23 protein-coding genes are annotated in these 26461 nt (G+C 55.0%); 12 read left to right on the top strand and 11 right to left on the bottom strand.

Annotated elements, in window-relative coordinates; genetic code table 11:
* Nucleotides 1-206: 206 nt before the first annotated feature.
* The 4 genes from AFL22_RS13280 to AFL22_RS13295 are packed head-to-tail and all read left to right on the top strand — an operon-like array spanning nt 207 to nt 4993.
* A complete protein-coding gene (locus AFL22_RS13280; protein ID WP_022624300.1) occupies nt 207-2084 on the top strand; it encodes an amidohydrolase in 1878 nt (625 codons plus the stop codon).
* 2 nt (nt 2085-2086) lie between these two features.
* Entirely contained in the window at nt 2087-2509 is a 423-nt protein-coding gene (locus tag AFL22_RS13285; protein WP_052271573.1) for a DoxX family protein, read from the top strand.
* Nucleotides 2496-4124 carry an MFS transporter gene (locus tag AFL22_RS13290; protein WP_052271574.1) on the top strand — a complete coding sequence of 543 codons (1629 nt, stop codon included), beginning with the start codon at nt 2496-2498 and terminating at the stop codon, nt 4122-4124. The genes AFL22_RS13285 and AFL22_RS13290 overlap by 14 nt, the downstream gene beginning before the upstream one ends.
* 47 nt (nt 4125-4171) lie before the next feature.
* Complete coding sequence (locus AFL22_RS13295) at nt 4172-4993, top strand: alpha/beta hydrolase (protein WP_010247190.1); 822 nt, start codon at nt 4172-4174, stop codon at nt 4991-4993.
* Between the two features lie 260 nt (nt 4994-5253).
* Here AFL22_RS13295 and AFL22_RS13300 read toward each other — a convergent pair whose 3' ends face one another.
* The 5 genes from AFL22_RS13300 to AFL22_RS13320 form a co-directional block, all read right to left on the bottom strand.
* On the bottom strand, nt 5254-5979 hold the full coding sequence (locus AFL22_RS13300) for a pirin family protein (RefSeq protein ID WP_052271575.1): 726 nt from the start codon (nt 5977-5979) through the stop codon (nt 5254-5256).
* Nucleotides 5980-6143: 164 nt separating this feature from the next.
* Nucleotides 6144-7124, bottom strand: a complete 981-nt coding sequence (locus AFL22_RS13305; protein WP_052271576.1) for a LacI family DNA-binding transcriptional regulator — start codon at nt 7122-7124, stop codon at nt 6144-6146.
* Nucleotides 7125-7179: 55 nt separating this feature from the next.
* Entirely contained in the window at nt 7180-8241 is a 1062-nt protein-coding gene (locus tag AFL22_RS13310) for a sugar phosphate isomerase/epimerase (RefSeq protein WP_052271577.1), read from the bottom strand.
* A 26-nt stretch (nt 8242-8267) separates the two neighbouring features.
* Entirely contained in the window at nt 8268-9497 is a 1230-nt protein-coding gene (locus AFL22_RS13315; protein ID WP_052271578.1) for an MFS transporter, read from the bottom strand.
* 144 nt (nt 9498-9641) lie between these two features.
* A complete protein-coding gene (locus AFL22_RS13320; protein WP_052271579.1) occupies nt 9642-10553 on the bottom strand; it encodes a DMT family transporter in 912 nt (303 codons plus the stop codon).
* Between the two features lie 232 nt (nt 10554-10785).
* Here AFL22_RS13320 and AFL22_RS13325 point away from each other — a divergent pair, with 232 nt between their 5' ends.
* Nucleotides 10786-11802 (top strand): lipoate--protein ligase A, encoded by a 1017-nt coding sequence (locus AFL22_RS13325; protein WP_010247208.1) that lies wholly within the window; start codon nt 10786-10788, stop codon nt 11800-11802.
* Nucleotides 11803-11981: 179 nt separating this feature from the next.
* Here the strand turns inward: AFL22_RS13325 and cspA are convergent, their stop codons facing one another.
* Together cspA and AFL22_RS13335 are read right to left on the bottom strand one after the other, a co-directional pair.
* Nucleotides 11982-12194, bottom strand: a complete 213-nt coding sequence (gene cspA, locus AFL22_RS13330; protein WP_003855207.1) for an RNA chaperone/antiterminator CspA — start codon at nt 12192-12194, stop codon at nt 11982-11984.
* Nucleotides 12195-12618: 424 nt separating this feature from the next.
* Nucleotides 12619-13815, bottom strand: coding sequence for an MFS transporter (locus AFL22_RS13335; protein ID WP_052271580.1), 1197 nt, complete (start codon nt 13813-13815; stop codon nt 12619-12621).
* 293 nt (nt 13816-14108) lie between these two features.
* Between AFL22_RS13335 and AFL22_RS13340 the strand changes: the two genes are divergently transcribed.
* Nucleotides 14109-14858 (top strand): NAD(P)-dependent oxidoreductase, encoded by a 750-nt coding sequence (locus AFL22_RS13340; protein WP_052271581.1) that lies wholly within the window; start codon nt 14109-14111, stop codon nt 14856-14858.
* Nucleotides 14859-14999: 141 nt separating this feature from the next.
* Here the strand turns inward: AFL22_RS13340 and AFL22_RS13345 are convergent, their stop codons facing one another.
* Nucleotides 15000-15893: an ABC transporter six-transmembrane domain-containing protein gene (locus tag AFL22_RS13345; RefSeq protein ID WP_052271582.1), complete on the bottom strand. Its 894-nt coding sequence runs from the start codon at nt 15891-15893 to the stop codon at nt 15000-15002.
* Between the two features lie 104 nt (nt 15894-15997).
* On the opposite strand from AFL22_RS13345, the gene AFL22_RS13350 reads away from it, so the two are divergent.
* The 3 genes from AFL22_RS13350 (at nt 15998) to AFL22_RS13360 (ending at nt 19912) form a co-directional block, all read left to right on the top strand.
* A complete protein-coding gene (locus tag AFL22_RS13350; RefSeq protein ID WP_052271583.1) occupies nt 15998-16573 on the top strand; it encodes a TetR/AcrR family transcriptional regulator in 576 nt (191 codons plus the stop codon).
* A gap of 472 nt (nt 16574-17045) precedes the next feature.
* On the top strand, nt 17046-18431 hold the full coding sequence (locus tag AFL22_RS13355; protein ID WP_010670319.1) for a diaminobutyrate--2-oxoglutarate transaminase: 1386 nt from the start codon (nt 17046-17048) through the stop codon (nt 18429-18431).
* Between the two features lie 14 nt (nt 18432-18445).
* Nucleotides 18446-19912, top strand: a complete 1467-nt coding sequence (locus tag AFL22_RS13360; RefSeq protein ID WP_010247242.1) for an aspartate aminotransferase family protein — start codon at nt 18446-18448, stop codon at nt 19910-19912.
* 143 nt (nt 19913-20055) lie between these two features.
* Here AFL22_RS13360 and AFL22_RS13365 read toward each other — a convergent pair whose 3' ends face one another.
* On the bottom strand, nt 20056-20931 hold the full coding sequence (locus AFL22_RS13365) for a LysR family transcriptional regulator (protein WP_052271584.1): 876 nt from the start codon (nt 20929-20931) through the stop codon (nt 20056-20058).
* A 169-nt stretch (nt 20932-21100) separates the two neighbouring features.
* Between AFL22_RS13365 and AFL22_RS13370 the strand changes: the two genes are divergently transcribed.
* A complete protein-coding gene (locus AFL22_RS13370) occupies nt 21101-22105 on the top strand; it encodes a nitronate monooxygenase (RefSeq protein WP_052271585.1) in 1005 nt (334 codons plus the stop codon).
* Between the two features lie 386 nt (nt 22106-22491).
* Entirely contained in the window at nt 22492-22626 is a 135-nt protein-coding gene (locus AFL22_RS24655; protein ID WP_254920067.1) for a hypothetical protein, read from the top strand.
* A 276-nt stretch (nt 22627-22902) separates the two neighbouring features.
* On the opposite strand, the gene AFL22_RS13375 is transcribed toward AFL22_RS24655, so the two are convergent.
* Nucleotides 22903-24216 (bottom strand): MFS transporter, encoded by a 1314-nt coding sequence (locus tag AFL22_RS13375; protein WP_052271586.1) that lies wholly within the window; start codon nt 24214-24216, stop codon nt 22903-22905.
* A gap of 207 nt (nt 24217-24423) precedes the next feature.
* Here AFL22_RS13375 and AFL22_RS13380 point away from each other — a divergent pair, with 207 nt between their 5' ends.
* Nucleotides 24424-24735 (top strand): VF530 family protein, encoded by a 312-nt coding sequence (locus tag AFL22_RS13380; protein ID WP_052271629.1) that lies wholly within the window; start codon nt 24424-24426, stop codon nt 24733-24735.
* Nucleotides 24736-24808: 73 nt separating this feature from the next.
* Here the strand turns inward: AFL22_RS13380 and mqo are convergent, their stop codons facing one another.
* Nucleotides 24809-26458, bottom strand: a complete 1650-nt coding sequence (mqo, locus tag AFL22_RS13385; protein ID WP_052271587.1) for a malate dehydrogenase (quinone) — start codon at nt 26456-26458, stop codon at nt 24809-24811.
* Nucleotides 26459-26461 lie beyond the last annotated feature (3 nt).

Consider the following 26461-nt stretch of genomic DNA (forward strand, 5'->3'; position numbering starts at 1 on the left):
CTGCTGCTGGCTGTCTGGTCGCAGTGTAGGGCGACGGGCGAAGGCAAACTATTATCTCTGCGTATAACTATACGAAGGTATAGGTATCCCTCTGTATAACTAGACGACGCATTAACCCGCTCACCATAATCCGGCTTATTCGTGCCCTGTTATCTGCGGCACTTCCTGTCCCGCACTACGTCGGACAACCCCGTTGAGGAGGATCTATGGTTACGCTGGGTAAAGCAGAACTGATACTGACCCATGGCAAATTTCATACTGTTGACCGCAGCAATCCGGTGGCAGAAGCGGTTGCGATTCGTGATGGCAAATTCGTTGCGGTAGGCACACTGGCAGAGGCGATGGAGTATCACTGCGACGGCACCAAAGTGATCGATCTGAAAGGTCACACCGCCGTACCGGGCCTGAACGATTCCCACCTGCACCTGATACGTGGTGGTCTGAACTACAACCTTGAGCTGCGCTGGGAAGGGGTGCCGTCGGTTGCCGATGCGCTGCGAATGCTGAAAGAGCAGGCGCTGCGCACGCCGTCACCGCAGTGGGTGCGTGTGGTAGGCGGCTGGACCGAGTTCCAGTTTGCCGAGCGACGGATGCCGACGCTGGATGAGATCAACGAAGCGGCCCCCGACACGCCAGTTTTCGTGCTGCATCTTTATGACCGCGCCCTGCTCAACCGCGCAGCGCTGAAAGTCGTCGGCTACACCAAAGAGACACCGAACCCGCCGGGTGGCGAAATCCAGCGCGACAGCAACGGCAATCCCACCGGCCTGCTGATCGCCCGTCCCAATGCGATGATCCTCTACGCCACCCTGGCCAAAGGACCGAAACTGCCGCTGGAACAGCAGATCAACTCGACCCGTCAGTTTATGCGCGAGCTGAATCGACTGGGTCTGACCAGCGCCATTGATGCGGGCGGCGGCTTCCAGAACTATCCCGAAGATTACGAAGTGATCGCTGAACTGCATCAGAAAAAGCAGATGACGCTGCGTATCGCCTACAACCTCTTCACTCAGCGTCCGGGGCATGAACTGGAAGATTTTGAGAAGTGGACGGATATGCTGACGCCAGGCCAGGGCAGCGACTATTTCCGTCACAACGGCGCAGGCGAAATGCTGGTGTTCTCGGCCGCCGACTTCGAAGATTTTCTGGAGCCACGTCCGGACTTAGCGCCTGGCATGGAGGATGAACTGGAGCGCGTGGTGCGTCATCTGGTGGAACATCGCTGGCCTTTCCGTCTGCATGCAACCTATGACGAGTCGATCAGCCGGATGCTGGATGTCTTTGAGAAGGTCAACCGCGATATCCCGTTTAATGGTCTGCACTGGTTCTTTGACCACGCGGAAACCGTCACTCAGCGCAATATCGATCGTATCAAAGAGCTGGGCGGTGGCATTGCGGTGCAGCATCGCATGGCATTCCAGGGCGAATACTTTGCCGAACGCTACGGCATTGAAGCCACCCGCCATACCCCACCGGTTCAGAAAATGCTGGAAACCGGCGTCCCGGTCGGACTCGGCACCGATGCAACCCGCGTCGCCAGTTATAACCCCTGGACCGCGCTCTACTGGCTGGTTTCCGGTCGCACCGTAGGCGGCATGCAGATGTATGACGTCAATGCCCGCCTTGACCGTGAAACGGCGCTGATGCTCTGGACACAGGGCAGCGCATGGTTCTCCAGCGAACAAAATAAAAAAGGTCGGATTCAGGTAGGTCTTCTGGCGGATCTGGCCGTGCTGAGCAAAGATTTCTTCAGCGTGCCGGAAGAGGAAATTAAAGGCATTGAGTCAGTGCTGACAGTGGTGGATGGCAATATTGTCTATGCCGCCGGATCGTTCAGCGCGGATGCGCCGCCCGCTATTCCGGTTCTGCCTGAGTGGTCACCGGTGGTGAATGTGCCAGGTCACTATCGCAGCGCTCCACCGGTTGCGCAGAGCCGTGCGGGTATGATGCCCGCTGTGCACCACTGCAGCGGCCCCTGCGGTGTTCATCGCCACTCGCATGAGATCGCCCGTGGTTCCAGCGTTCCGGTTGCCGAAGATAACGCCTTCTGGGGCGCGCTCGGCTGCAGCTGCTTCGCGTTTTAATCATGAATAACGCTATCACTCAATCGCCCCGCATCAACGCGGGGCTGTTCTTCCTGCGCCTGACCGGCAGCCTGCTGCTGTTACAGGTGCATGGACTGCCGAAAATTCTGCATTTCAGCGAAGAACTGACGCGTATAGAAGACCCGTTTGGTCTGGGACCGATGATGAGCCTGCTGCCAGCGATAGTGGCAGAAGTCATCTGCCCGATCTTTATTATTCTCGGCTGGGGTACCCGGATTGCCTGCCTGCCGATCATCGCGGTGCTGCTGGTCGCGATGCTGGTGGTACACCCTGGCTGGTCAGTGGCGGAAGGCCAGTTCGGCTGGCTGCTGCTGATTATCTTTACCACGCTGGCGCTGACCGGGCCTGGCGGCTGGCGAATCGGCGCGGTGAAACATCAGGGGGTTCGTCATGGCGCAGGTTAATGATATCCACCAGCTGGAGCAGGAGCAGCCTGAGGTCCAGGCCGCTGGCGAGATTTCGCCGTTACAGCCGCTACGCAGGCCGGTGTTCCGCATGCTGTGGATCGCCACCGTCGTCTCCAATATCGGTTCATGGATGAACGATGTGGGTGTGAACTGGAGCATGCTGACGCTGAGTGCCGATCCGCTGGCCGTGGCGCTGGTGCAGGCGGCCAGCAGCCTGCCAATGTTCCTGTTCGCGCTGCCATCAGGCGTGATGGCGGATATCGTTGACCGCCGCAAATATCTGCTGTTTTCCCAGCTATGGACCTTTATCGCCGCCTGTGGACTGACGGTGCTCGCCTGGACCGGCCATGTCACTCCCGAGGTGCTGCTGGTGGCAGCCTTCTTGCTGAGCGCCGGTGCCGCCATGAGTTCACCGCCCTTTCAGGCGGTAGTGCCGGATCTGGTGTCGAAACCGGAGCTGGGTGCGGCCATTGCCCTTAACTCACTCGGTATTAATATCAGTCGTGCCATCGGCCCGGCGCTGGGTGGCCTGATCCTCTCGTTCACTGGTCCCTGGATGGTCTTCCTGCTGAATGCGCTCTCAGTGCTGGGCGTCGCCTGGGTGCTCTGGCGCTGGAAGGCGGAGCCGAGCGTGCAGCGCCTCCCGCCCGAACACTTCTTTCCGGCGGTGCGTGCCGGACTGCGCTACGTTCACGCGGCACCGGTGTTGCGTAATGTGCTGGTGCGAACCTTTGCCTTCTTCCTGTTTGGCAGTGCGGTCTGGGCATTGCTGCCGCTGGTGGCGCGTCGTGAACTCGGCCTGGGCCCTGGCGGCTACGGCATCATGCTGGCCTGTATCGGTGTTGGCGCGATTACCGGCGCGGTGCTGTTGCCACGCCTGCGTCGTCGCCTGAGCGCCGATCGCCTGATGGTACTCGCCAGTCTTGTTTTCGCCCTGACCATGCTGGCGCTGGCTTTTGTACGCCACTTCTGGCTACTGAATGCGTTTGAATTTTTTACCGGATTTGCCTGGATTGCCGTGCTCTCGACGTTGAATCTCGGCGCACAGCGCAGCGCCGCGAAATGGGTGAAAGCCCGCGCGCTGGCGGTCTATCTGACGGTGTTCTTCGGCTCCATGACCGCTGGCAGCGCACTCTGGGGACAGCTCGCCTCGCACTTCAGCATTCCGCTGTCGCTCTGCATCGCCGCACTGGGCATGGTGCTGGCCAGCAGCACCGTCTGGCGCTGGCGTCTCGACCAGGATCCCGACCTCAATCTCGATATGATTGGTGATGGCGTTAACGCGCCCGCACTGGATATTCGTCACGAACGCGGCCCGGTGATGGTGAATTACGAATACCGGATTACTATTGATGATGCACATGCCTTTACCGTCTGCATGCAGGATATGCGGCGGGTCAGGCGTCGCGGTGGCGCCATCAACTGGTCACTGTATGAAGATATTCTGCAGCCCGGCATTTTCGTTGAGACGTTTGTCGTCGGCTCCTGGGTCGAGCATCTGCGTCAGAAAGAGCGCTACACCATCAACGACAAAAAGATAGAGCGACGGGTTTTCGCTTTTCATCAGGGTGAACATTCACCCGAGGTTCGCTATCTGGTGGCGCCAGCGTGACTGGCACACCATCTTTTCATCCATCACGTCATACAGAGGGCAATACCATGAGCACCTTTAAAACGACCGACGGCACACAGATCTACTTTAAAGACTGGGGCACCGGTAAGCCGGTTCTGTTCAGCCACGGCTGGCCGCTGGATGCCGATATGTGGGACAGCCAGATGAACTTCCTGGCGGAGCACGGTTATCGGGTTATCGCCTTTGACCGTCGTGGTTTTGGTCGTTCTGATCAGCCCTGGACCGGTAATAACTACGATACCTTTGCTTCTGACATCAACGATTTAATCACCCATCTCGACCTGCAGAATGTGACGCTGGTGGGTTTCTCAATGGGTGGCGGCGACGTCACGCGCTATATCGGCAGCTATGGTAGCGATCGCGTCGCGGCACTGGTGCTGCTCGGTGCCGTCACGCCAATCTTTGGCAAAACGGCAGACTACCCGCAGGGTGTCGATATGTCGGTGTTTGAAGGGATTCGTGATGGTCTGCTTAAGGATCGCGCGCAGTTTATCAAAGAGTTCGCTACGCCGTTTTATGGTACCAATGCCGGACAGACCGTTTCTGATGGCGTCATGACGCAGACGCTGAACATCGCGCTGCTCGCTTCGCTGAAGAGCACCGTTGATTGCGTCACCGCTTTTGCTGAGACCGATTTTCGTGCTGACGTAGCGAAAGTGAATGTGCCGACGCTGGTGATTCATGGCAGCAACGACCAGATCGTTCCGTTTGAATCCACCGGCAAAGTGGCGGCGGAGATGATTGAGGGTGCTGAACTCAAGGTTTATGACAATGCGCCGCACGGTTTTGCGGTGACGCATCAGGATCAACTGAATCAGGATCTGCTGGCGTTTCTTAACGCGCAGTGATGCAAAAAAACTGCGCGGTGGAAGCCGCGCAGTTTCAGACTGCATCTGACCGCAACAAATAAGCTCAACGCGCAGATAACACGGCCAGAAGAGGAAAGCGTCCCGCGCCAGGGACGGCGCGGGTCGAGCAGTCATGGATGACAGCTTTTGCGTCTTTCCGATCTGGCCGTGTTTTCTGCGCAGACTCGATCTCAAAGCTGGCATTGGCAGATTTAGTCAACAATCTTAAACTGCGCGGTGACAGCCGCGCAGTTTTCATTTTAACGGGTTGGATGATTCACTTCGTTGGGACGCAGATCGAATAACAACACCTCCGCTCCGTCACCGTGACTGAACGACAGGGTTTTCTCATTGCGAACCCGCGCACCGTCACCGGCATTAAATTGCAGGCCATTTACCCTGACACTGCCGCGCGCCACATGAATATACGCATAGCGGTCGTCCGGCAGAGTGATTGTCTGCTGCTCATCCCCCTGGAACAGTCCCGCATAGATGCGAATATCCTGGCGCACCCGCAATGCCCCGTTTTCACCTTCCGGCGAAATAATCAGTCGCAGATTACCGCGTTTATCCGCTTCGCTAACGGAGACCTGCTGGTAGCCTGGCGGACTATTTTTCTCTGCCGGCACCACCCAGATTTGCAGAAAGTGAACACCCTCGGTACCCGAGTGGTTGAACTCACTGTGAGTCACACCGCTACCGGCACTCATCAGCTGCACATCCCCGGGAACAATCACAGAGCCGGTGCCCATGGAGTCTTTATGCTCCAGCGCGCCCTCCAGGACATAGGAGATAATCTCCATGTTGCTGTGAGGATGGGCGCCAAAACCGCGACCTTTGGCTACCCTGTCATCGTTGATCACCAGCAGATCTGAGAAGCCCGCCTGCTTTGGATCCCAGTAATTTGCAAAAGAGAAGGTGTGACGTGAATTCAGCCAGCCGTGATCGCCCACGCCGCGTTGCTCTGACAATCTTTGCTCAATCATATTCTGCCCCTTCGTTGATTCGGGAAGTGCGAATGCCCTTCGATGGAAACAGCATATAAGTAAACCAGGTAGTCACACAATGGCGTGAATTAGCAATGACTGTCGCGTTTTAGTAGACAATAAAGACGAGGTTATGGCGGGGCCAGGTTTTGCGGATTAATCCTTCAGCTACTGGCTCGCACCACCAGCTCACCCTGCATGATCACACATTGTGGCGGAGAGTCTGGCCGGATGATTTTTTGCAGCACCAGCTCACAGGCACGACGGCCAATCTCTCGGGAGGGCTGAGCCAGAGTCGTCAGCGGCGGCGATACCATGTCGGCCAGTTCACTGCCGTCAAAACCCACCACGGCAATGTCCTGAGGTATCCGCAGACCCGCCTGCTGTATCGCCGCCATGGCACCCGCTGCCAGCGTATCTGAAACCGCAAACACGGCGTCAGGTCGTGTCTCGCCCGCCAGCAGCTGATTCATCGCGGCTTTTCCGGCGCTGAAGCTTAACTCACTGGCGTAAGCGATGGCCTGCCATGCCAGTTGTTGCTCTTTGAGTTGATGTGCGTAGCCCTGCTGACGCAGGCGGGCATATCGGTAGCGGAGGTCGTGATTGATCAGCGCAATGCGCTGACGTCCCTGTCCGGCCAGATAGTGCACCACTGACTGCGCAGCGACGTCATCATCAATCCCGACGCAGGAGATCTGGCCATTATCATCATGTTCGGCGCACTGAACCCAGGGTGCCTTGCCTATCAGCTGGCTCAGCTCCGGCAGCTTGCTGAAAGCATCCATGGTGATAATGCCATCCACCATCTTGCCGGAGAGCAGTTGCAGGCTGGATCGCGAACGGGCAATATCCGCGCCCGAGTTACACAACAGGATGCGATAGCCATTTTTCTCCGCCTGCTCCTCAATGCCTTTGACCACCTCTGCGCAAAACGGGTTAGAGATATCGGAAACCAGTACCAGAATCATCGAGCTGCGCGCCGTACGCAGCTGGCGCGCCAGCAGATTAGGCTGATAGTTGCTCTCTTCGATTGCCTCAAGGACTTTCTGCCGGTTAGCCGGTTTTACGCTGTCGCTGTTATTCAACACACGGGAAACGGTGGCGACCGACACACCCGCCATCCGGGCGATTTTCTGAATAGACATAGCGATCCCTCTGTTTTAAAACTCACCCACAGTAAACCTTTGAATCCATGCCGCCTCAGACGTCGCGATCCAGACCCAGCTGATGGCGCACCGAAGGGGCGTTCTCTGATAAAGCAAAATCATCAAAAGCGCGGTCAGCCACCGGGATGATATGCCGGCGGATGAATTCTGCCCCTTCACGCGCCCCGGTCTCGCCATCCTTCAGACAGCACTCCCACTCCAGCACCGCCCAGCCGTCATAGTCGTACTGGGCCAGTTTGCTGAAAATGCGGCTGAAGTCGATCTGGCCATCGCCCGGCGAGCGAAAGCGTCCGGCGCGCGCCAGCCACGGTTGATAGCCGCCATACACTCCGCTGCGTCCATTTAACTGGTACTCCGCATCCTTAACGTGAAAAGCTTTAATACGCGGATGATAGAGGTCGATGAACTGCAGATAGTCGATGTGTTGCAGAAGAAGATGGCTGGGATCGAACAGGATATTGCAGCGCGGGTGGTGATTCACTTGCGTCAGAAATCGCTCAAACGTGACACCGTCATGCAGGTCTTCGCCGGGATGTATCTCATAACAGAGGTCCACACCGTGATGGTCAAAACTATCCAGCACCGGCAGCCAGCGGCGCGCCAGCTCAGCAAACGCCTCATCAAACAGCGCTTCGTGGTGTGGCGGCCAGGGATAGAACCAGGGCCAGGCGAGCGAGCCGGAAAAGGTGGCATGTGCGCGCAGGCCGAGTTTTTCAGAAGCAGCAGCCGCACGCTTTAGCGTAGCGATGGCCCAGTCGGTGCGCCGGGCGGGATCGCCTCGCAGCGCGGCAGGCGCAAAATTATCAAAAGCGAGATCGTATGCGGGGTTCACGGCAACCAGCTGCCCTTCCAGATGCGTTGAAAGCTCACTGATCTCCAGTCCGAAACCGGCCAGTGTTCCCCTCACCTCGTCGCAGTAAGTCTGGCTGACCGCTGCCTGCTCAAGGTCGAAAATAGCGGGCTGGTGGCAGGGGATCTGCAGTGCCCGGTATCCCAGCCCGGCGGCCCACTCCGCCAGCCCCGTCAGCGAGTTAAAAGGCGGCTGGGTGGTAATGAATTGAGACAGGAAGATGCCGGGTCCCTTAACTGTTTTCATCTGTGACTCCTGAGTTCAGTTACCGCTTAATCACGGTATTTGAATGAGAAGAAGAAAATAATCGCAATCACCGCAGCCGCCACGGCAGGGATCCACCAGAATATCGCCCAGCTCTCTGCGCTGGCGTTACCCGCCACCAGCTGATTGTAGAGCGCACCGGAGATTTGCGATCCCAGCAGCATGCCGATGCCGTAGGTGAACATCACCACCATGCTCTGCGCCTGCCCCTTGACCTTTTCACCGGCGATCCGATCGGTGTAGATGAATCCCACCACAAAGAAGAAGTCATAGCAGACGCCATGCAGCAGAATGCCAATGTAAATCAGCGTGCGCGTCTCATCATTCATGCCCAGCGCAAACAGTGCATAGCGGACAAACCACGCTGTCATGCCAATCAGCAGCATGACTTTCACGCCAAGACGGCGGAACAGCAGTGGAATGATCAGCATGAAAACAATTTCAGACATCTGACCCAGTGACATCAGGGTGCTGACTTCCCGAATGCCGGCATCCGCCAGCCAGGAGGCGGTAAAGGCGTAGTAGGTGCCGAGCGGAATAGAGATCAGGGTGGCACATACAGCAAAGACCAGGAAATGACGCAATCGCAGCAGTGCGAAGGCATCGGCGCAGAAGAGATCGCGGACTTTTAACGGCAATCCTTTGGCTGGTGCCGGCGTATGTGGCAGCGTCAGGCTGTAGATCGCCAGCAGTACCGAACAGAGCGCCGCCAGCTGGAACACTGCCACGCTGTCAGCAATGCCCGTTACGCCGATAAAGATCCCCGCCACGATCCAGCCGATGGTGCCGAAGACTCTGACGATGGGAAAGCTTTTCTCGCTGCTGGCGAGGCTGTGAAAGGCGATGTTATTTGAAAGCGCCAGCGTCGGCATAAAGCAGAGCGTATAGCCAAACAACAGTGCGATCAGCTGCGCCCCATTCTCCGCGATTAGCGCCTGGGGCACGAACCAGAGAATCGCTGCGCCCGCCAGGTTCATCACCGCCATCACTTTCTGTGAGGGAAAAAAGCGATCCACCAACATGCCGAGCACAAACGGCGAGAGAATTGAGGCGATGGGCCCGGCCGAAAACGCATCCCCAATCAGCAACGGCATGTTGTGACGGGTCATTACCAGCCCCAGCGTCACCGACCAGCTGCCCCAGATAAAGAACTGCATAAACATCATCAGAGAGAGGCGCGGCACCAGCAGCTTATGCTGCACCTGCTGGCCTGCTCTCTCCTGCACTGTAGCAATCATGGGAACCTCACGAATAAGTAATCGATTACATTTTGATTGCTCACAACGTAAACGAATGCAGCCGACTGTTCCTTCGCCGCGATCACAAATTATTAACTCTGCGTTATCACTCTGGAAATAACAAGGCGATGCCGGACGGGCCGATCAACGACTGGCATTAACTACCCGCGCTTTACGGAAGCGGTAACGCTCATACAGCAGCGAATAAAGGCCGCCTGTCACCACCAGAATCGCACCCATCACCGTGGTGGAGGTTGGCAGATTGCCGAGCAGCAGATAACCCACCGCCACTGACCAGATTAAGGTGGTGTAGTCGAACGGGGCCAGCAACGACGCTTCGGCATAGCGCAGGCTCAGAGTCATCAGAATCTGAGTAATACCGCCCAGCAGCCCACATCCCACCAGTAATGCCAGCTGATTGCCATGCGGCACTTTCCAGCCGCCTGGCAGCGTGACCAGCGATGTTAAGGCCGTGGTGATAGCGAACCAGAAAGCGATGGCGCCCGGCTTCTCTTTGCCGTTAAGAAAGCGGATCTGCACCAGCGCACAGGCGGTACAGAAGGCCGCCATCAACGCCAGCAGAATACCCGCCGATGCAGAAAGGGAAAATGTTGCCTGACGTGTCAGTGTGAGATGCCCGGAGAACATCACCAGAATGCCACTGAAACCGGTAAAGACCGCGACCCAGCGATGGTGACGCACTTTTTCGCGCAGAAATAGCGCCGCCAGTAGCACGGTAAACAGCGGCGCGGCATAGTTGATAGCCGTGGCATCGGTCAGAGAAATGTAGAGCAGCGACAGATAACTGAAATAGAGACCACCGGTTCCGGCCAGACCGCGCACAAAATGCCCGCGGATATTGCGGGTGCGAATGCCATCCAGCACGCTGCCCTGCAAGCGCAACCAGATTAACAGCGGCACCAGTGCCAGCAGCGAGCGAAAAAATATCACTTCGCCGACCGGTATCGCCCCATCGAGTTCTTTTACACAGGCCAGCATCAGCGTGCTACTTAATGCAGCGGTGATCTTCATCGCTATGCCAGCGGAAGCGTTCATACGGTTTTTGATCTCTCAAAAGGGAAAATAAGCAGGGGAATCAGCACACTCGTCATCCATTTTGTCATAATGTCCTACTCCAATCTGCCGCGATTACCCTTCAGACGGCATTTTATCTTTTTTTGCCGCAGCATCACGGCATGAAGAGGCATGTAGTCCCGTTTCCCGGCTGGTACACTCTGCCTTCTGCCCTGCTTTATGGGCCTCTTCTCTTAAGGAACGGGAGTCACCGATGTCCACGCTGCGTTTACTGTTATCTGAATCCAACGATCCCTGGTTTAACCTGGCGGTAGAAGAGTGCATTTTCCGCCAGATGCCGGCCACCCAGCGGGTGCTGTTTTTGTGGCGTAATGCGGAAACGGTGGTGATCGGGCGGGCACAGAATCCGTGGAAAGAGTGCAACACCCGACGCATGGCGGAAGATGGCATCCGGCTGGCACGTCGCAGCAGCGGCGGTGGCGCGGTATTTCACGATCTCGGCAATTGCTGTTTTACCTTTATGGCCGGCAAGCCGGAGTATGATAAAAGCGTCTCGACTGAGATCATCCTGCGCGCACTGACTTCGCTAGGCGTACCCGCGGAGGCTTCTGGCCGTAATGACTTAGTGGTGAACACCGCTGACGGGCTGCGCAAAATATCCGGTTCAGCCTACCGTGAAACGCCGGATCGCGGTTTCCATCACGGCACTATTCTGATGGATGCCGACCTCTCTCGCCTGGCGGATTACCTTAATCCGGATGTGAAGAAATTGCAGGCGAAAGGGATAACCTCAGTGCGCGCCAGAGTGACCAATCTGGCGGAATTAACGCCGGGTATCAGCTATCAGGCGATCTGCTCTGCGGTGACGGACGCATTTTTCAACTATTACGGTGAGCGCTGTGAGCCAGAGAGGATCTCTCCCGACGCCCTGCCCGATCTGCCGGGTTTCAGAGAGCAGTTCGCAAAGCAGAGTAGCTGGGAGTGGAATTTCGGTCAGGCACCCGATTTCTCGCATCTGCTGGACCAGCGTTTTGTCTGGGGCGGTGTGGAGATTCATTTCGATGTAGAACGCGGCGTGATCAGCCGCTGTCAGATTTTCAGCGACAGCCTCAACCCCGCGCCGCTGGAAGCGCTGGCGCAGCGGTTGCAGGGTGTGACCTATCGGCCCGATGCCCTTGAACCGGTGCTGAATCAGCTTATTGCGGATTTCCCTGAGCAACGCGCGGAGCTGACAGAATTGCAGCAGTGGCTGGTCGCCAGCGTGCGCTGAACATTTTTTTACTGGCCTGCGCCGATATCTGGCGCGGGCAAAAAATATCGCGTAAGCATCAGGCAAATCATAAACGCAAAAAACCCGCACAAGGCGGGTTTTAATTAATTATCAATATCAGGCTTATCTGCTCAGGCTATTGCCATCACGCGTTGATAAGCACTATTGATAGTTAAGGCTTACATAGGGACAACGTTTGCCGCTGAAGGACCTTTAGCGCCGTTTTCAATAGTGAATTCGACCTGCTGACCTTCGTCCAGAGTTTTATAATCGTTGCTCTGAATTGCAGAGAAATGTACGAATACATCTTTGCTGCCATCCTGAGGAGAGATAAAACCGAAACCTTTACCAGCGTCAAACCATTTTACTAAACCAGTCATTTTATTAGACATCGATAATTCCTTAATTTATGAGCCACAAAGTGGCGAAGATGGCCTGTCTTTCAGAAGGTAACTTACCAGGCTTTTAGGAGGAGACTCATGAATAAGGGTATCTTGTGATATCGCTTGCACTGAGGACTGCTTTACTAAAACTGCTTTGATAAGGTCTGTGTTCCAAACCGATGACGCTATTAAGCCACGCCTCGCCGACATTAGCAAACATTATTTTAATTTACTTTTAACATCCAGACGTCCGGAGCGCCCTTGTTGATTTTCCGAGCATTTTGAAATATCAGGGCTGACAGAATGATAATTTTCGCTGAACGGTCATAGAGTCAATAATAATGCGGTTAATCATTGCTGAAAGATAATACGGCGGCCCTGTACTAATAAAGCGCAGCGATAAACAGTATCGCTGCGCCCTCCTTTACTCATATCAGGCCAGTTGAGTCTGCTGACGGGCAGCATGACGCGCCGTGAGCACAAAGACCATCAGACCGGCCACGCCCAGCGCAACACCCACCCACGCGGTGGAGATCCAGCCATAGCCCAGCGACACCGTCAGGCCCCCAAGATACGCGCCCATCGCATTGGCAATGTTCAACGCCGAGTGATTCATCGCAGCCGCCAGGGTTTGCGACTCATTGGCGACATCCATCAGGCGAATCTGCAATGACGGCAGCAGCACTGAGCAGGTGCCGATCAGGAACGTAGCCAGCAGGCCAGTTGCCACATGCTGAACCAGCATCGGGAAGGCCAGCATCACCAGCACGTTCCATAACAGCGTCCAGCCAATAATATTCAGCACCGGGCCATCAGCCAGACGGCCACCCACCAGATTACCGATAATCATTCCCAGCCCAAACGCCACCATCGCCCAGGGGATCAGCGAGGGGGAGATGCCAGCAATGTTAATCAGCGTCGGCGCGATATAACTGAAGATAGCGAACATCCCGCCAAATCCTACCGCCCCTACCAGCAGGGTCAGCAGCACCTGCGCGTTTTTCAGCGCGCCCAGTTCCCGCAGCGGATGCGCATCCACATCGCCAGGCGTGTAAGGAACATAGCGGCCAATCAGCAGGCAGGTCAGCAGTCCAATTGCGCCCACAAAGGTGAACACCACGTGCCAGCTAAATAACTGCCCTATCCAGGAGCCCAGCGGCACACCAATCAGGGTCGCCACCGTCAGTCCCAGCATCAGTGACGCCAGCGCGCGGCCACGACGTTCAATCGGCACCAGCGAGGCGGCTACCAGCGATGCCACACCAAAGTAGGCGCCGTGAGGCAGCCCGGTCAGAAAACGCGCCACGAGCAGGCCGTGATAGCTGTCGGCCATCGCGCTGGCAACATTACCGATGCTGAACAGCGCCATCAGGATCAGCAGCAGCGATTTACGTGCCATTCGCGCCGCCAGCACCGCAATAAACGGCGCACCGACCACCACGCCCATCGCGTAACTGGCAATGGCGTTGCCCGCCTGCGGCTCGGTAATCGCAAGGGAGCGTGAAACATCTGGCAGCAGGCCCATCATGATGAACTCACCGGTACCGATGCCAAAGCCGCCCAGCGCGAGGGCCAGTAATGCCCAGCGGACAAAACCGGCATCGTCGGTTTTATGATTTTTTCTTAACAAAATTGATTCCCAATGGCCAGAACTGAAAAAACTGAAGTGAGCCGGAGAGAGAAAGCAGAGCGTGTTCCCGTCCGGGTGAAGCGGGCAGACTATAAAAAGTCAGGCTGCGCTTAGCAACCCATTTATGTGATCTGGCGCACAGTGAAGGCTGCGGTAACGTAGGTCTTTATCCGTGCCACTCTGGCGCATAGCGACCTGTTTAAGATCACAATCCGGAAAGCTACGCAGGCCTGAGTCGTGAATCTCTGTTTAACTGATCTCTCAGCGCTTCTTTTGCATAACAGGATCAGCAGATGACGACCAGAGTTATCCTTCTTACCGGTGCCAGCGGGCGCATCGGGCGCACTTTCTTTGCGGCCAGCCAGAACAACTACCGTTTTATCCTGACCGATTTACGTGAGCCGGATTACACGATACCCGCACCCCATCGTTTTATTGTGGCGGATCTGTCACAACCTGGTGCGGCGGAGAAATTACTGGCTGAAGAGCCTGTCGATACCGTCATCCACCTCGCCGGTATCCCGGATGCGCAGGCCAGTTTCGACGATCTGCTGCCCGCCAATATTCTCTCTACGACCTGGATACTCAAGGCAGCAGCTGAGCACCGCTGTCGTCGTCTGGTCTTTGCCAGCAGTGCGCAGACCATTGAGGGCTACCCGGCGGATGTCCAGATACATCCCGGCATGGCCGTCTCTCCCGCGAATCTGTATGGCGTCACCAAATGTTATGGTGAAGCACTTTGCGCCTTCTATGCCAGCCAGCACGGGTTGAGCTGTGTGGCATTAAGAATCGGGGCGTTTGAACCTGCACTGGATAACAGCCTGCATAATGCACGGGATTACAGCGCATGGCTGAGTCCGGAAGATGCCGTCAGATTGCTGACTGGCGCGGTAGAGGCAGAGAAGATCACCTTCTTTATTGGCTACGGCATTTCCGATAACCGTTTTAAACGCTTTGATCTGACACAGACGCGAGAAGTGCTGGGCTATACGCCGTCTGATAACGCTTTCAGAGCATTTGCGCCAGGTGAGCTGGATTATTAAGCCCCTCCCTGAGCCGTAACCGCTTCCAGTCCCGAGTCGGCTCGTTATTCTTCACCTCCCTTGCCGCCGGCTGGTCCGGCGGCTGCTTCAGCCCTCAACTGAGACAACGCCGAAAAGAAGGCAGCGGCTGAATCGGCCAAATCAGTGTGTGCCGGTATTCACCCGGCGACCTATGTCTTTCAGCTGGGAATATTTTTCCAGCAGCTGTGGGCCATCATCCAGGCTCATGGCAAACATCCACATATAGGTCATCACCGAATAGATGTGACCCGCATTGGTCCCGCCACGGTTCGACATTACCGCAATGGTGACAGCAAATAGCAGCGCTGCCACGCTACCGATGGCCAGATAACCCCAGGCTTCCCGATCGGAGAGACGGATCCGCAGGCTGGCCAGCACGCCATAATGACGGTCCAGTGACGCAGCGTTAGCGTTGCTGACAAAGCTCACCTCTTTCTCCAGCCGGTTATTCAGACGACCAAACAGCATATCGTTTTTGCGGGTAAATCCCGGCAGGAAACAGGCGAAGAACAACAGGATCGCCAGACAGCTCGCGCCGGTCCAGAACTCGATAGCCAGCAGCATCACCGCGGCACCGGTCATAGAGGCCAGCGAGGTAATCAGCACCGGCAGATGTTTCTCAAAAAAGTCGACAAACTCGCGTGACAAGGCCACCCGCGCGGCAATGGTTGACGCGCTCTGGTTTTCGCTACGCTGTGCCACAATCACCGGCACGGCCAGCCCGGCGTAAATACGGGCAAAGGTGCGGGTATCGACGCTGCGTCGTGCCGCTCCGATGGCCCACATGGTAAACACCATCACCGCATAGAGCACCGCATGCCAGGTCCTGCCGGAGAGAATCGAATTAATAGCGAAGCCCGCCAGCAGCGGATAGAGGAGATACATGACATTTTCCGCCACCACCAGCAGCAGCGTGAGGAACAGCTTGCGGCTATGGCGACGGCCGAGCATTTTTAATGTCAGAATAGCGCTGCGGGGTTTTGCTACCGGCAGGATCGTTTTTGAGGAATGCATAGTTTCTGTTTCTGATATCATGAGTCTTGAGCGGTTGCTCAAGAACGAAAAGCAGTCTATTTGAGCAGTTGCTCAAAGTCAACGTGACACTCATTGAGAGAGAGATGAAAGAGTCAGCTGAAGCACTGAGAACCAAAATCCTGGATGCCGCGATAGTGTTATTTATCGAGAAAGGGATCGAAAAAGTGACCACTCGGGAACTCACTGAGTCGGTGGGCATTTCACGCAGTCATATTTATCACTATTTCAGCAACTGGCAGACGCTCTGCCTGGCAGCGCTTGAACGCTTTATGCACGTGGATTTAGAAAATTTTGCTGACTCCCTGACTCTACTCACACCCCGCCAGAGGTTGCTGACGCTGTTCGAAAGTCATCTGCCGAGCGCACCGGATGCAACCTGGCAACTTTATGCTTCATTCTGGCAGATGGCTGCGCATCACGAAGCCTATGCCGCGCTGGCAGAACAAATGACGGCAGCGTGGCAGGCGCTGGTGGAGGGGATAATTCGTGACGGCGTCACAGATGGAACGCTGCGTTGTGCCGATATACCGCGCACCGCCCGGCAAATCAGTGCGATGCTTAACGGCTATGCCGATTTGCTGACCATCAATCCGTCGGAGAAAAAGGCAAGCGAAGGGATGGCTGACTTAACGCAGTTTATTGATCATCTCCTGTCGTAATGTGGATCTGACGCGTTATAAAGGCTTTAACAACGCCAGATTTTAATTAAATGTTAATAAAAGGTTTATTATTTTAATTGGTCTGCGCTTTTAACCCGCTATAAATGCGGCTTCTTCAGTCAAACTGACTTATGCTTTTTCCATCTGAAAAGGCTCCTTTTTGATAGCGTTTTGCCCCGTAAACAGCTATTTACACAGATTATTATCATTGACTTAGCACGCCCCGCGCCGGGTAAGCTGGTGTTTTTACGCCACTTATTAACAAAGGACTAGCGAAGCGGCAATAATGTATGCGTTCATAATCTCACCAAATGATTGATTCCTATAGCAAAGAATATGTTATCTGCCGATAAAATTAAACATTGAGTCGGACCTTAAAAACACCTATATTGGCCGCGCTTAAAACACATACCCCCATTTAAATACATTTATTCAACTGCGACGCTACGCCCGTCCCGGTTGTAGGAGAGATATGATGACGGATAAAGTCCGTATTGATAGTTTGAATGCACAGAACTTAAACGCAACCAATGAAACCTATTTAGCCCGTCAGGCTGAATTTGAATCAAACGTTCGAAGTTATCCTCGCAAATTGCCGTTCGCGATTGCGAAAGCACAGGGTGTCTGGATCACAGACGTCGAGAATAATCAGTATCTCGACTGTCTTGCAGGTGCCGGAACGCTGGCATTGGGTCATAACCATCCAGACGTTCTGCAGAGCATTCAAAATGTCATTACCAGCGGCTTGCCGTTACATACTCTTGATTTAACCACGCCGTTAAAAGATGCGTTCTCTGAGTATCTGCTCTCGTTATTACCGGGTCAGGGCAAAGAGTACTGCCTGCAGTTTACCGGCCCGTCGGGCGCGGATGCCGTTGAAGCGGCGCTGAAACTGGCGAAAAAACACACCGGTCGTTCCGGCATCATCAGCTTCTCTGGTGCGTATCACGGCATGACCCACGGCGCGCTGTCTGTTACCGGCAACCTGTCACCGAAAGAAGCCGTCGACGGCTTGATGCCGGAAGTGCAGTTCATGCCTTATCCGCACCTCTACCGCTGCCCGCTGGGCATTGGCGGTGAAGCGGGCGTGAAAGCGCTGACCTACTACTTCGAAAACCTGATCAACGACGTTGAGAGCGGCGTTCGCAAACCGGCAGCCGTCATTCTGGAAGCAGTTCAGGGCGAAGGCGGTGTTAACCCGGCTCCGGCTGAGTGGCTGCAGCGCATCCGTAAAGTAACCAAAGAGCATGGCATTCTGCTGATCATCGACGAAGTGCAGGCGGGCATTGCCCGTACCGGTAAATTCTTCGCCTTTGAGCACGCCGGTATTGAGCCGGACATCATCGTGATGTCAAAAGCGGTCGGCGGCGGTCTGCCACTGGCGGTACTGGGCATTAAGAAAGAGTTCGACGCCTGGTCTCCTGGCCACCACACCGGCACCTTCCGTGGCAACCAGCTCGCAATGGCGACCGGCCTGACTACGCTGAAACTGCTGAAAGATAACAACATCGCTGACAAAGTCGCTGCACAGGGCGAATGGCTGAAAGGCAAACTGGGCGAGCTGCAGCAGCGCTACCCGGTAATCGGCAACGTGCGTGGTCTGGGCCTGATGATCGGCATTGAGCTGGTGAAACCTGACGAAGCCGTTGATCACATGGGCAGCTTCCCGGCAGACGGCGAGCTCTCCGCGCTGGTACAGAAAAAATGTTTTGAGAACGGCCTGATTCTGGAGCGTGGCGGACGTCACGGCAGCGTATTACGTCTGCTGCCTTCCCTGCTGATCACAGATGCAGAACTGGACGTGTTTATGGATAAATTTGAAAACGCCCTGCTGTCAGCTGGCGTGAAACCAGTTTGAGTGGAGTGAATGCAATGTCCCGGTTAAACCCGATTCTGGCGGCCTCAGCACAGAGTACCGAGGCCTACCAGCAGGCGATTGCCCAGAGTAGCGCGGCCGTCGTGAAGTGGCTGGAACAACCTGAGATGTATCAGGGAAAAACCGTCGCAGAGCTGCGCGAGCGCATTAAGCTGGACTTCAATCCTCAGGGCCTGGGCAACCAGGCCGCGATTGAACGCGCCATTGAGTACTTCCTCAAAGACAGCCTGTCGGTTCATCACCCGCAGTGCGTGGCGCATCTGCACTGCCCGAGCCTGGTTATCAGCCAGGCGGCGGAAGTGCTGATTAACGCCACCAACCAGAGTATGGATTCGTGGGACCAGGCACCTTCAGCCACTCTGATTGAGATGAAGCTGATTGAGTGGCTGCGTTCCCAGGTCGGTTATCAGTCCGGCGACGCGGGTGTCTTCACCAGCGGCGGCACCCAGAGCAACCTGATGGGTCTGATGCTGGCGCGTGATGCCTGGTTTGCCCGCCAGGGTCATTCTGTTCAGCAGGATGGTTTAACCGGCGATCTGAAGAAGATTAAAGTCTTCTGTTCAGAGAATGCGCACTTCTCGGTTCAGAAGAACATGGCGCTGCTGGGTCTGGGCTATCAATCCGTAACGCAGGTGAAATGCGATCGCTTTGCCCGCATGGATATGGATGACCTGCGCCACAAGCTGGCAGCCTCCAAAGCCAACGGTGAAAACATTCTGGCGATTGTTGCCACGGCGGGTACTACCGATGCTGGTGCGATCGATCCCCTGCGCGAAATCGCGGCGCTGGCGGCCGAAGAGAACATCTGGGTGCACGTCGATGCGGCCTGGGGCGGCGCGCTGCTGCTCTCAGAAAAGTATCGTGACTATCTGGATGGCATTGAGCTGGTCGATTCCATTACCCTGGACTTCCACAAGCAGTTCTTCCAGACCATCAGCTGTGGTGCTTTCCTGCTGAAGGAAGCGCGCCACTATGAGCTGATGCGCTACCAGGCGGCCTATCTGAACTCTGAGTTTGATGAAGCGCAGGGTGTACCGAATCTGGTATCCAAATCCCTTCAGACCACCCGCCGTTTCGATGCACTGAAACTGTGGATGGGCTTGGAAGCGCTGGGTCAGAAACAGTATGCCGAAATCATCGATCACGGTGTGACGCTGGCACAGCAGGTTGCACAGTACGTTGATGAGCAGCCTGCGCTGGAGCTGGTGATGAAACCGCAGCTGGCCAGCGTGCTGTTCCGCTATCGTCCGGCGCATCTGGCGCACTTCAGCAGTGCGGATATTGCGTTGCTGAATCAGCGCATCGGTGATGCCCTGCTGGAATCGGGCCGCGCCAACGTTGGTGTAACCGAGTTCGATGGCGTGACCTGCCTGAAGATGACCCTGCTGAATCCGACAGTGACTCTGGAAGATATCAAAGTGTTGCTGACATTGGTGGAAACCACGGCACAGCAGCTGGTGTAAATATTGGCATCAGGGTCACTATCAGAGGCGCCTCAGGGCGCCTTTTCTTTTTATGTGTTTATCCCTTTCATTCATCGGTGAGGCCACAGCGCCTGTGCGCTGGTTTGCCGGACACCTCCGCCTCTGCCCCTTTTGTGTAGCCCCTAGCCGATCTTGTACTGACTTACCCATTCAGCACAAAAATCCAGATACGCGAGTGTGATGGCTGAAGGATGTTTGTGCCGGACATAGACCAGATGTAAGGGCATCGAGTGAGTCGGATAACTGGGCAGCAGCCGCACCAGCTTCCCGCTCTCCACATCAGGTTTAACTAAAAAATCAAACAACAGCGATACCCCGGCACCGCTCAGTGCATAGTGGCGCAGGCCCTGCGTGTTGTTAGAGGAAAAAAACGGCTCAAACTTTACCTTCTCGTCTCCGGATACCCACTCAAAGGAACCACTGTTAAGCCCTTCCCAGCTGGCTATCGGACACGTCGCCAGCGCCGCCAGCGTCTGCGGATGTCCAAAGCGTTCAGCCAGTTCAGGCGTGGCAACAAACCATGCCTCGACATTCATAACCGGTTTCGCAATTACATCCTCGGTATGCAACTCGCCCAGCCTGAGTGCCACGTCAATGCCATCTTCAAACAGATCCACCACTCTTTCCCCTGAGTGGCAAAACACTTTGATATCAGGATAGCGTTGCTGAAACGCATGCAGCAATTCCCACCAGATGGTGAAGTCAGGCGGCACCGATATTCGCAGTTTGCCCGCCAGTTTGTGCGCAGACCTGACCGTTTTGGTGGCCTCTTCCAGCAATTCCAGGCCAGGTCGCGATTGCTCAAAGAACTGTTGTCCTTTGTAGGTCGGCCTGACCCCTTTCTTTGATCGCTCCAGTAACTGCACACCCAGTGCCTGCTCCAGCTCGTTCACTTTCCGCACCAGCGTAGAGATGGGGATAGCCGTTCTCTCGCTTGCCGCTGAAAAGCTGCCTGCCTGAACGACTGCAATAAAGAGTTTTGTCGCGTTGAGATCCATTATCTTTCCATATCTGGCAAACATGTACCCAATTCTGACCGTTTACTTCTTATTTTCAACTATTAAACTCCCTGTTTTGGCTAAGAGAATAAAAATAAAACGGGCCGTAAAAAATTCTTATTTCTAACGAATAAGTCTGGCTACACCGTATCCGGATAAGGAAAAAGCGATGAAAAACCGTGTGACAGAAATTCTGAATATTCGCTATCCCATTATTCAGGCACCCATGTACTTTCTGACCAATGCAACGTTTGTTGCCGCAGTATCAAACGCAGGCGGATTAGGCATAATTGGCCCCAACGCCGGGCAGGATACATTGCCAGACTCTCGTTTCATGGCGCTGGAGCGCATGCGTGAGCAAATCAGAAAAACCAAACAGCTGACCGATAAACCTTTTGGGGCAACCCTGATCAATGGGCCGGATATGAGTTTCTGGCGGCCCACCGCTGAAATGTTTGTTGAAGAGAAGGTAGATGTCGTTTTAGTTAATGAAGTGCTTGATGCCGAAATATTCGATTTTCTGAAACAACATCGCATCAAAATCCTTTATCGTGCGCTGACGCCTGACGTAGCGAATTCTCAGCAGGCTGAAAAGCTTGGCGCCGATATCATTGTCGCCACCGGATTTGATGAAGGCGGCACCGTGCCATCACGCATTATCGGAACGTTCAGCATCGTGCCTATGATCGCTGACAGTGTGAAAATTCCGGTGCTGGCGGCAGGCGGCATTGGGGATGTGCGTGGCGTGCGTGCAGCCATGGCGTTAGGTGCAGAAGGCGTCTGGATAGGCAGCCTGTTTTTAACCGCGCAGGAGAACCCGGCGGATGAGAAGGTTAAGCAGCTGATTGTTTCATCGAGCGCAGAAGATTTGCTACTTTTCCGCACCCTGCCCGCTTATTACCGGACATTGCCAACGCCGCTCAGCCCCAGGCTGGCAGAACTTGATGCGCACGGCGCTGACCGTGAAACCCTGTTCACTGCAATGAATGGCTACCACTCTTTATGGCAGGCGATGCGACTGGGCAATCTTGACAAAGGCGTTGTTTCGACAGGCACCGGCATCTCGATGATCAAATCGGTGCGAACCGTTGCAGCCATCGTCGCCGATCTGGCACAAGATTTCATCACTCAGCCGGAGAAACAGAAATCTGACGACACCGTTCTCAGTCTGTAATCTGTTTAAAGTTAGTGATGTGACCGCCACCAGCGGGATCCGGTTGTCGGATGAGTCCCGACCGGGTCCAGCGTGCTGCCCGCAGTGTTCAACTGTGGGCCGTTATTCAGCTTTTCCTCTTCACAGCCTGAAGCCATACAGGTTCAACCCTTTTCAGTCAAACAGACACAAGATAAATTAACAGCTTTTATTCCCTCATTTAGATTTCGTTTATTTTATAATTTGCATGACGCCTTTATTTCAGCAGAGTCTGGAAAACCGCATCGCGATCAATAAATAAAGATTTTACTTCAGCCATAATTAATCAACACTTAAGTTAAGTCACTGATAACAGTGAATAACATATTACAGATAAGAATAGTTTAATTTCACAGGAATTAACGCTTATGCTCCTGCGTAAAATAGTTATCATTCTTCTCGGTATGATTATGGCTGCTGTCATCATTATTGCCGACAACCATGCTCATAAAGTTAATTGCCGCGATCAGGTTTTCAGTTTGCCATCATCGCAAAGTGAATGACCTTGTCTGAATCCTTCTCCCCAGCATCCGCTATGGTTTCAGACCTGTTGACGGTGTTGATGAAGCGTGAAGACCAGAAACTTTGATCCGGCTGAATCGCTTACGGGATAAAACCCTGTTACATCGGCCTGAACAGAGCGGCACGTTACGCCGGTGATATTACAGCTGCATTCCTGATAAGCAGGCTGGTTTGTTGCCATTCCCGGCAGACCTGCCAAAAAAGGCTGCATGGTACTTCAACAGCCTGAATTTCCCGCTCGGCTCGCTTGCCCCAACCTAGCGCGACGGTGGCTCATCCAGCAGCCGCAGATGGTCATCTTTGTTCAGGGTCATCAACGCAACAATACTGACCAGCGCAGTCGCCATCACATACCAGGCGGGGATATCGGGATTACTGGTCTGTTTAATCAACCCGGTGATGATTAATCCGGCACAGCCGGAAAACACCGCGTTAGAAAGCGAATAGGCCAGACCCAGTCCGGTATAACGCACCCGCGTCGGGAACATCTCTGCCAGCATTGCAGGCCCCGGTCCGGCCAGCAACCCGACTACTCCGCCCGCGATAAACACCACCAGCGCTTTCAGCAGCAGTCCGGTGCTCTCTGCCTGAAGTATGTTAAGCAGCGGCAGAGAGAGCACCAGCAGCAATACCGCCGCCGTCACCATCACCGCACGGCGGCCAATCCTGTCACTCAGCATCCCGGCCGGGATGATGGTGGCAGCAAAGCCCAGGTTCGATATCACCGCAATCAGCAACGCCTGGTTAAAACCGGTGTGCAGCGATGCCTGCAGGTACGTCGGCATAATCACCAGCCAGGTGTAACCGGCCGCCGACCAGACCATCAGCCGACAGATACCGAGCAGGATCGTTTTCAGCGTATCGCCAAGGCTGGCGTCAACTTTTGCAACGGGTTTTGCCTGCTGCTGAATAAACGCCGGGGTCTCCTCCATCTGAACCCGCAGCCAGAGCGCGATAACACCCAGCGGCAGGGCAATGAAGAACGGGATGCGCCAGCCCCAGCTCAGCATCTGCTCAGGCGACAGCAGCAGCGAGAGCAGCGCCACGATGCCCGCGCCTGCCAGCAATCCCAGCGCCACAGTAAAAGATTGCCACGATCCATAAAGGCCCCGCTTACCACGCGGTGCAAACTCGGTCATCAGCGATACCGCCCCGCCATACTCACCCCCCGCGAACAGGCCCTGCAGAATGCGCAGACCGGTCACGATCAGTGGCGCCAGGATTCCCAACTGGGCATAGGTGGGCACCAGGCCGATAGCCGCCGTCGCCAGCGTCATCATGATCAACACAAATATCAGCGTGGGTTTGCGCCCGATGCGATCACCCATCCGGCCGAAAATGATTGCACCGAGTGGACGGAAGAAAAAGGCGATGGCGAATGACGCATAGGTCAGCAGAAGCCCGGTCAGCGCTGACTCCCCTTCCAGCCGGAAAAAGTTCTGCGCTATCACGGTGGCAAGAAAGCCATAGACGGCAAACTCATACCATTCAATGAAATTACCTACCGAACCGGCAATCAGAGCACGTTTACGGCTGGCGGAGCTGAGCAGATTATCGACGGGCACAGACATGGCAGGGGATCCTTTTTGAGCATCATCAGTCGCTTATGATTAGCACAATCGCCGCACGCCTGCGCACTCTTCTGCCTGTCACGTTAACTCAGACACATAAATCTGCGCTTAACGCGCCACGGCATGCCCTTTTTCACCTTCACGCCTTGCACAACGGCTTTACGATTGTCAGGATGTGCGGCATTGAATGAATCAGGCGGATAGATGATGAACGCACAAACCTCAAAAGATCCTCTGCATGGCGTAACGCTGGAGATGCAGATAAACAGTTTAGTCGCGCAGTATGGCTGGGCGGAGCTGGGAAAACGGATCAACATTAACTGCTTTAAAAGCGATCCGAGTGTTAAATCAAGCCTGAAGTTTTTGCGGCGCACGCCCTGGGCGCGGGCTGAAGTCGAAGCGATTTATCTCGCCTCGTTAAAAGAGAAACCGGCCTCCCGCGAAGCACCGTCTGAAGAGGCGGATCAAGCACCCGCAGAAGATCCCTGGGGCAACTGGCGCGGTAACCAGCCGGAGTAACGGGCAGACAACGCGGCAATAAAAAAGCCCGCGCAGGATAACCTGTGCGGGCTTTTTTTACGTCAGGTCGCTGTTACAGCGCCATGTCGTGCTTCGCTGAAGGCGCTGCCTGCTCAGGCTGTGCTGCTGGCGCCTCGGCTGCTTTGCCATCCATGTTGATAACCGGCGGCGTGGTCAGTTGCAGAGTCGCAGCGGTGTCATTCCATACCTGCTGCAGCATCGGCACGTTGTCATTCAGTTTCTGACCGTAACCTGGGATCATCTTGTGGATCTTAGCCTGCCATTCCGCTGACTTAAACTCTTCCGGGAACAGTTTCTGCATCACGCTTAACGCGATAGGCGCAGCGGTCGATGCACCAGGAGAAGCACCCAGCAGTGCCGCCACGGTTTTCTGCTGATCGGTCACAATTTCTGTACCCAGTTTCAGCACGCCACCTTTGTCAGCATCTTTCTTGATGATCTGTACGCGCTGACCGGCCTGAATCAGTTTCCAGTCCTCTTTCTTCGCGTCCGGGTAGTACTCTTTCAGCGCTTCAAAGCGATCTTCTTCTGTCAGCATCACCTGGCCAACCAGGTATTTCACCAGGTCGAAGTTATCCATACCCACATCGGTCATTGGCACGATGTTATGAGTAGTGGTGGTGCTCAGCAGGTCAAACAGTGAACCATTTTTCAGGAACTTGGTTGAGAAGGTCGCAAACGGTCCAAACAGTACGACGCGTTTGCCATCCAGATAACGGGTATCCAGATGCGGAACGGACATCGGTGGTGCACCGGTAGACGCCTGACCGTAGACTTTCGCCAGGTGACGAGCGGCAATCGCCTTGTTTTCCGTTACCAGGAATGAACCGCCGACCGGGAAGCCTGCATAGTTTTCCGCTTCCGGGATGCCGGTTTTCTGCAGTAATTTCAGCGCGCCGCCGCCAGCACCAATAAAGACATATTTCGCGTCAACCGCACGCTCGTTGCCATTTTTGGCATCTTTAATGGTGACGTGCCACGAGTTATCACCGTTACGTTTGAAATCGGTGACTTCAGACGAGGTTTCCAGACGGAAGTTGTCATTCTTCTTCAGGCTGCCGATTAGCTGACGGGTAATTTCACCGTAGTTTACGTCGGTGCCAACTGGCGTCCAGGTTGCGGCCACTTTCTGCTGAGGATCACGACCTTCCATCACCAGCGGTGCCCACTGCTCGATCTGCTTGTGATCGGTAGAGAACTTCATGCCCTGGAACAGCGCGGTTTTCTGTAACGCCGCATAGCGTTTAGTCAGGAAGTCGACGTTGTCGCCCCAGACGAAGCTCATGTGTGGCGTTGAGTTGATGAAAGAGCGTGGATCGTGCATCACACCCTCTTTGACCTGCGAACTCCAGAACTGGCGTGAAACCATGAAGGCTTCGTTAATTTCCAGCGCTTTCGTCACGTCGATCGAGCCGTCTTTACGCTCTGGCGTATAGTTCAGCTCCATATTGGCAGAGTGACCGGTACCGGCGTTGTTCCAGCCGTTAGAGGATTCCAGTGCCACACCATCCAGCTTCTCAACCATGATCTGTTTCCAGCCAGGCTGCAGCTCTTCCAGCATGGTGCCCATTGAGGCGCTCATGATGCCGCCACCAATTAACAGGACGTCGGTTTTTTCTGGTGAAGTTTCAGCATGCAGTGCTGAAGAAACTAACAAGGCCGCGAGGGAAAGAGTGGGGATAACTTTCTTTGAATTCATCATTTT

Origin of the sequence: Pantoea sp. CFSAN033090, assembly GCF_001264395.1 — a bacterium.
Lineage (GTDB): Bacteria > Pseudomonadota > Gammaproteobacteria > Enterobacterales > Enterobacteriaceae > Pantoea > Pantoea agglomerans.

Bases quoted from the DNA above. Each gene is read 5' to 3' on its own strand.
- AFL22_RS13360 (WP_010247242.1), top strand. From the start codon at position 18,446: ATGTCCCGGTTAAACCCGATTCTGGCGGCCTCAGCACAGAGTACCGAG.
- AFL22_RS13365 (WP_052271584.1), bottom strand. From the start codon at position 20,931: ATGGATCTCAACGCGACAAAACTCTTTATTGCAGTCGTTCAGGCAGGC.
- AFL22_RS13375 (WP_052271586.1), bottom strand. From the start codon at position 24,216: ATGTCTGTGCCCGTCGATAATCTGCTCAGCTCCGCCAGCCGTAAACGT.
- AFL22_RS13355 (WP_010670319.1), top strand. From the start codon at position 17,046: ATGATGACGGATAAAGTCCGTATTGATAGTTTGAATGCACAGAACTTA.
- AFL22_RS13305 (WP_052271576.1), bottom strand. From the start codon at position 7,124: ATGTCTATTCAGAAAATCGCCCGGATGGCGGGTGTGTCGGTCGCCACC.
- AFL22_RS13380 (WP_052271629.1), top strand. From the start codon at position 24,424: ATGAACGCACAAACCTCAAAAGATCCTCTGCATGGCGTAACGCTGGAG.
- mqo (WP_052271587.1), bottom strand. From the start codon at position 26,458: ATGATGAATTCAAAGAAAGTTATCCCCACTCTTTCCCTCGCGGCCTTG.
- AFL22_RS13345 (WP_052271582.1), bottom strand. From the start codon at position 15,893: ATGCATTCCTCAAAAACGATCCTGCCGGTAGCAAAACCCCGCAGCGCT.
- AFL22_RS13320 (WP_052271579.1), bottom strand. From the start codon at position 10,553: ATGAACGCTTCCGCTGGCATAGCGATGAAGATCACCGCTGCATTAAGT.
- cspA (WP_003855207.1), bottom strand. From the start codon at position 12,194: ATGTCTAATAAAATGACTGGTTTAGTAAAATGGTTTGACGCTGGTAAA.
- AFL22_RS13325 (WP_010247208.1), top strand. From the start codon at position 10,786: ATGTCCACGCTGCGTTTACTGTTATCTGAATCCAACGATCCCTGGTTT.
- AFL22_RS13350 (WP_052271583.1), top strand. From the start codon at position 15,998: ATGAAAGAGTCAGCTGAAGCACTGAGAACCAAAATCCTGGATGCCGCG.
- AFL22_RS13290 (WP_052271574.1), top strand. From the start codon at position 2,496: ATGGCGCAGGTTAATGATATCCACCAGCTGGAGCAGGAGCAGCCTGAG.
- AFL22_RS13370 (WP_052271585.1), top strand. From the start codon at position 21,101: ATGAAAAACCGTGTGACAGAAATTCTGAATATTCGCTATCCCATTATT.
- AFL22_RS13310 (WP_052271577.1), bottom strand. From the start codon at position 8,241: ATGAAAACAGTTAAGGGACCCGGCATCTTCCTGTCTCAATTCATTACC.
- AFL22_RS13295 (WP_010247190.1), top strand. From the start codon at position 4,172: ATGAGCACCTTTAAAACGACCGACGGCACACAGATCTACTTTAAAGAC.
- AFL22_RS13280 (WP_022624300.1), top strand. From the start codon at position 207: ATGGTTACGCTGGGTAAAGCAGAACTGATACTGACCCATGGCAAATTT.
- AFL22_RS24655 (WP_254920067.1), top strand. From the start codon at position 22,492: ATGCTCCTGCGTAAAATAGTTATCATTCTTCTCGGTATGATTATGGCT.
- AFL22_RS13300 (WP_052271575.1), bottom strand. From the start codon at position 5,979: ATGATTGAGCAAAGATTGTCAGAGCAACGCGGCGTGGGCGATCACGGC.
- AFL22_RS13315 (WP_052271578.1), bottom strand. From the start codon at position 9,497: ATGATTGCTACAGTGCAGGAGAGAGCAGGCCAGCAGGTGCAGCATAAG.
- AFL22_RS13285 (WP_052271573.1), top strand. From the start codon at position 2,087: ATGAATAACGCTATCACTCAATCGCCCCGCATCAACGCGGGGCTGTTC.
- AFL22_RS13340 (WP_052271581.1), top strand. From the start codon at position 14,109: ATGACGACCAGAGTTATCCTTCTTACCGGTGCCAGCGGGCGCATCGGG.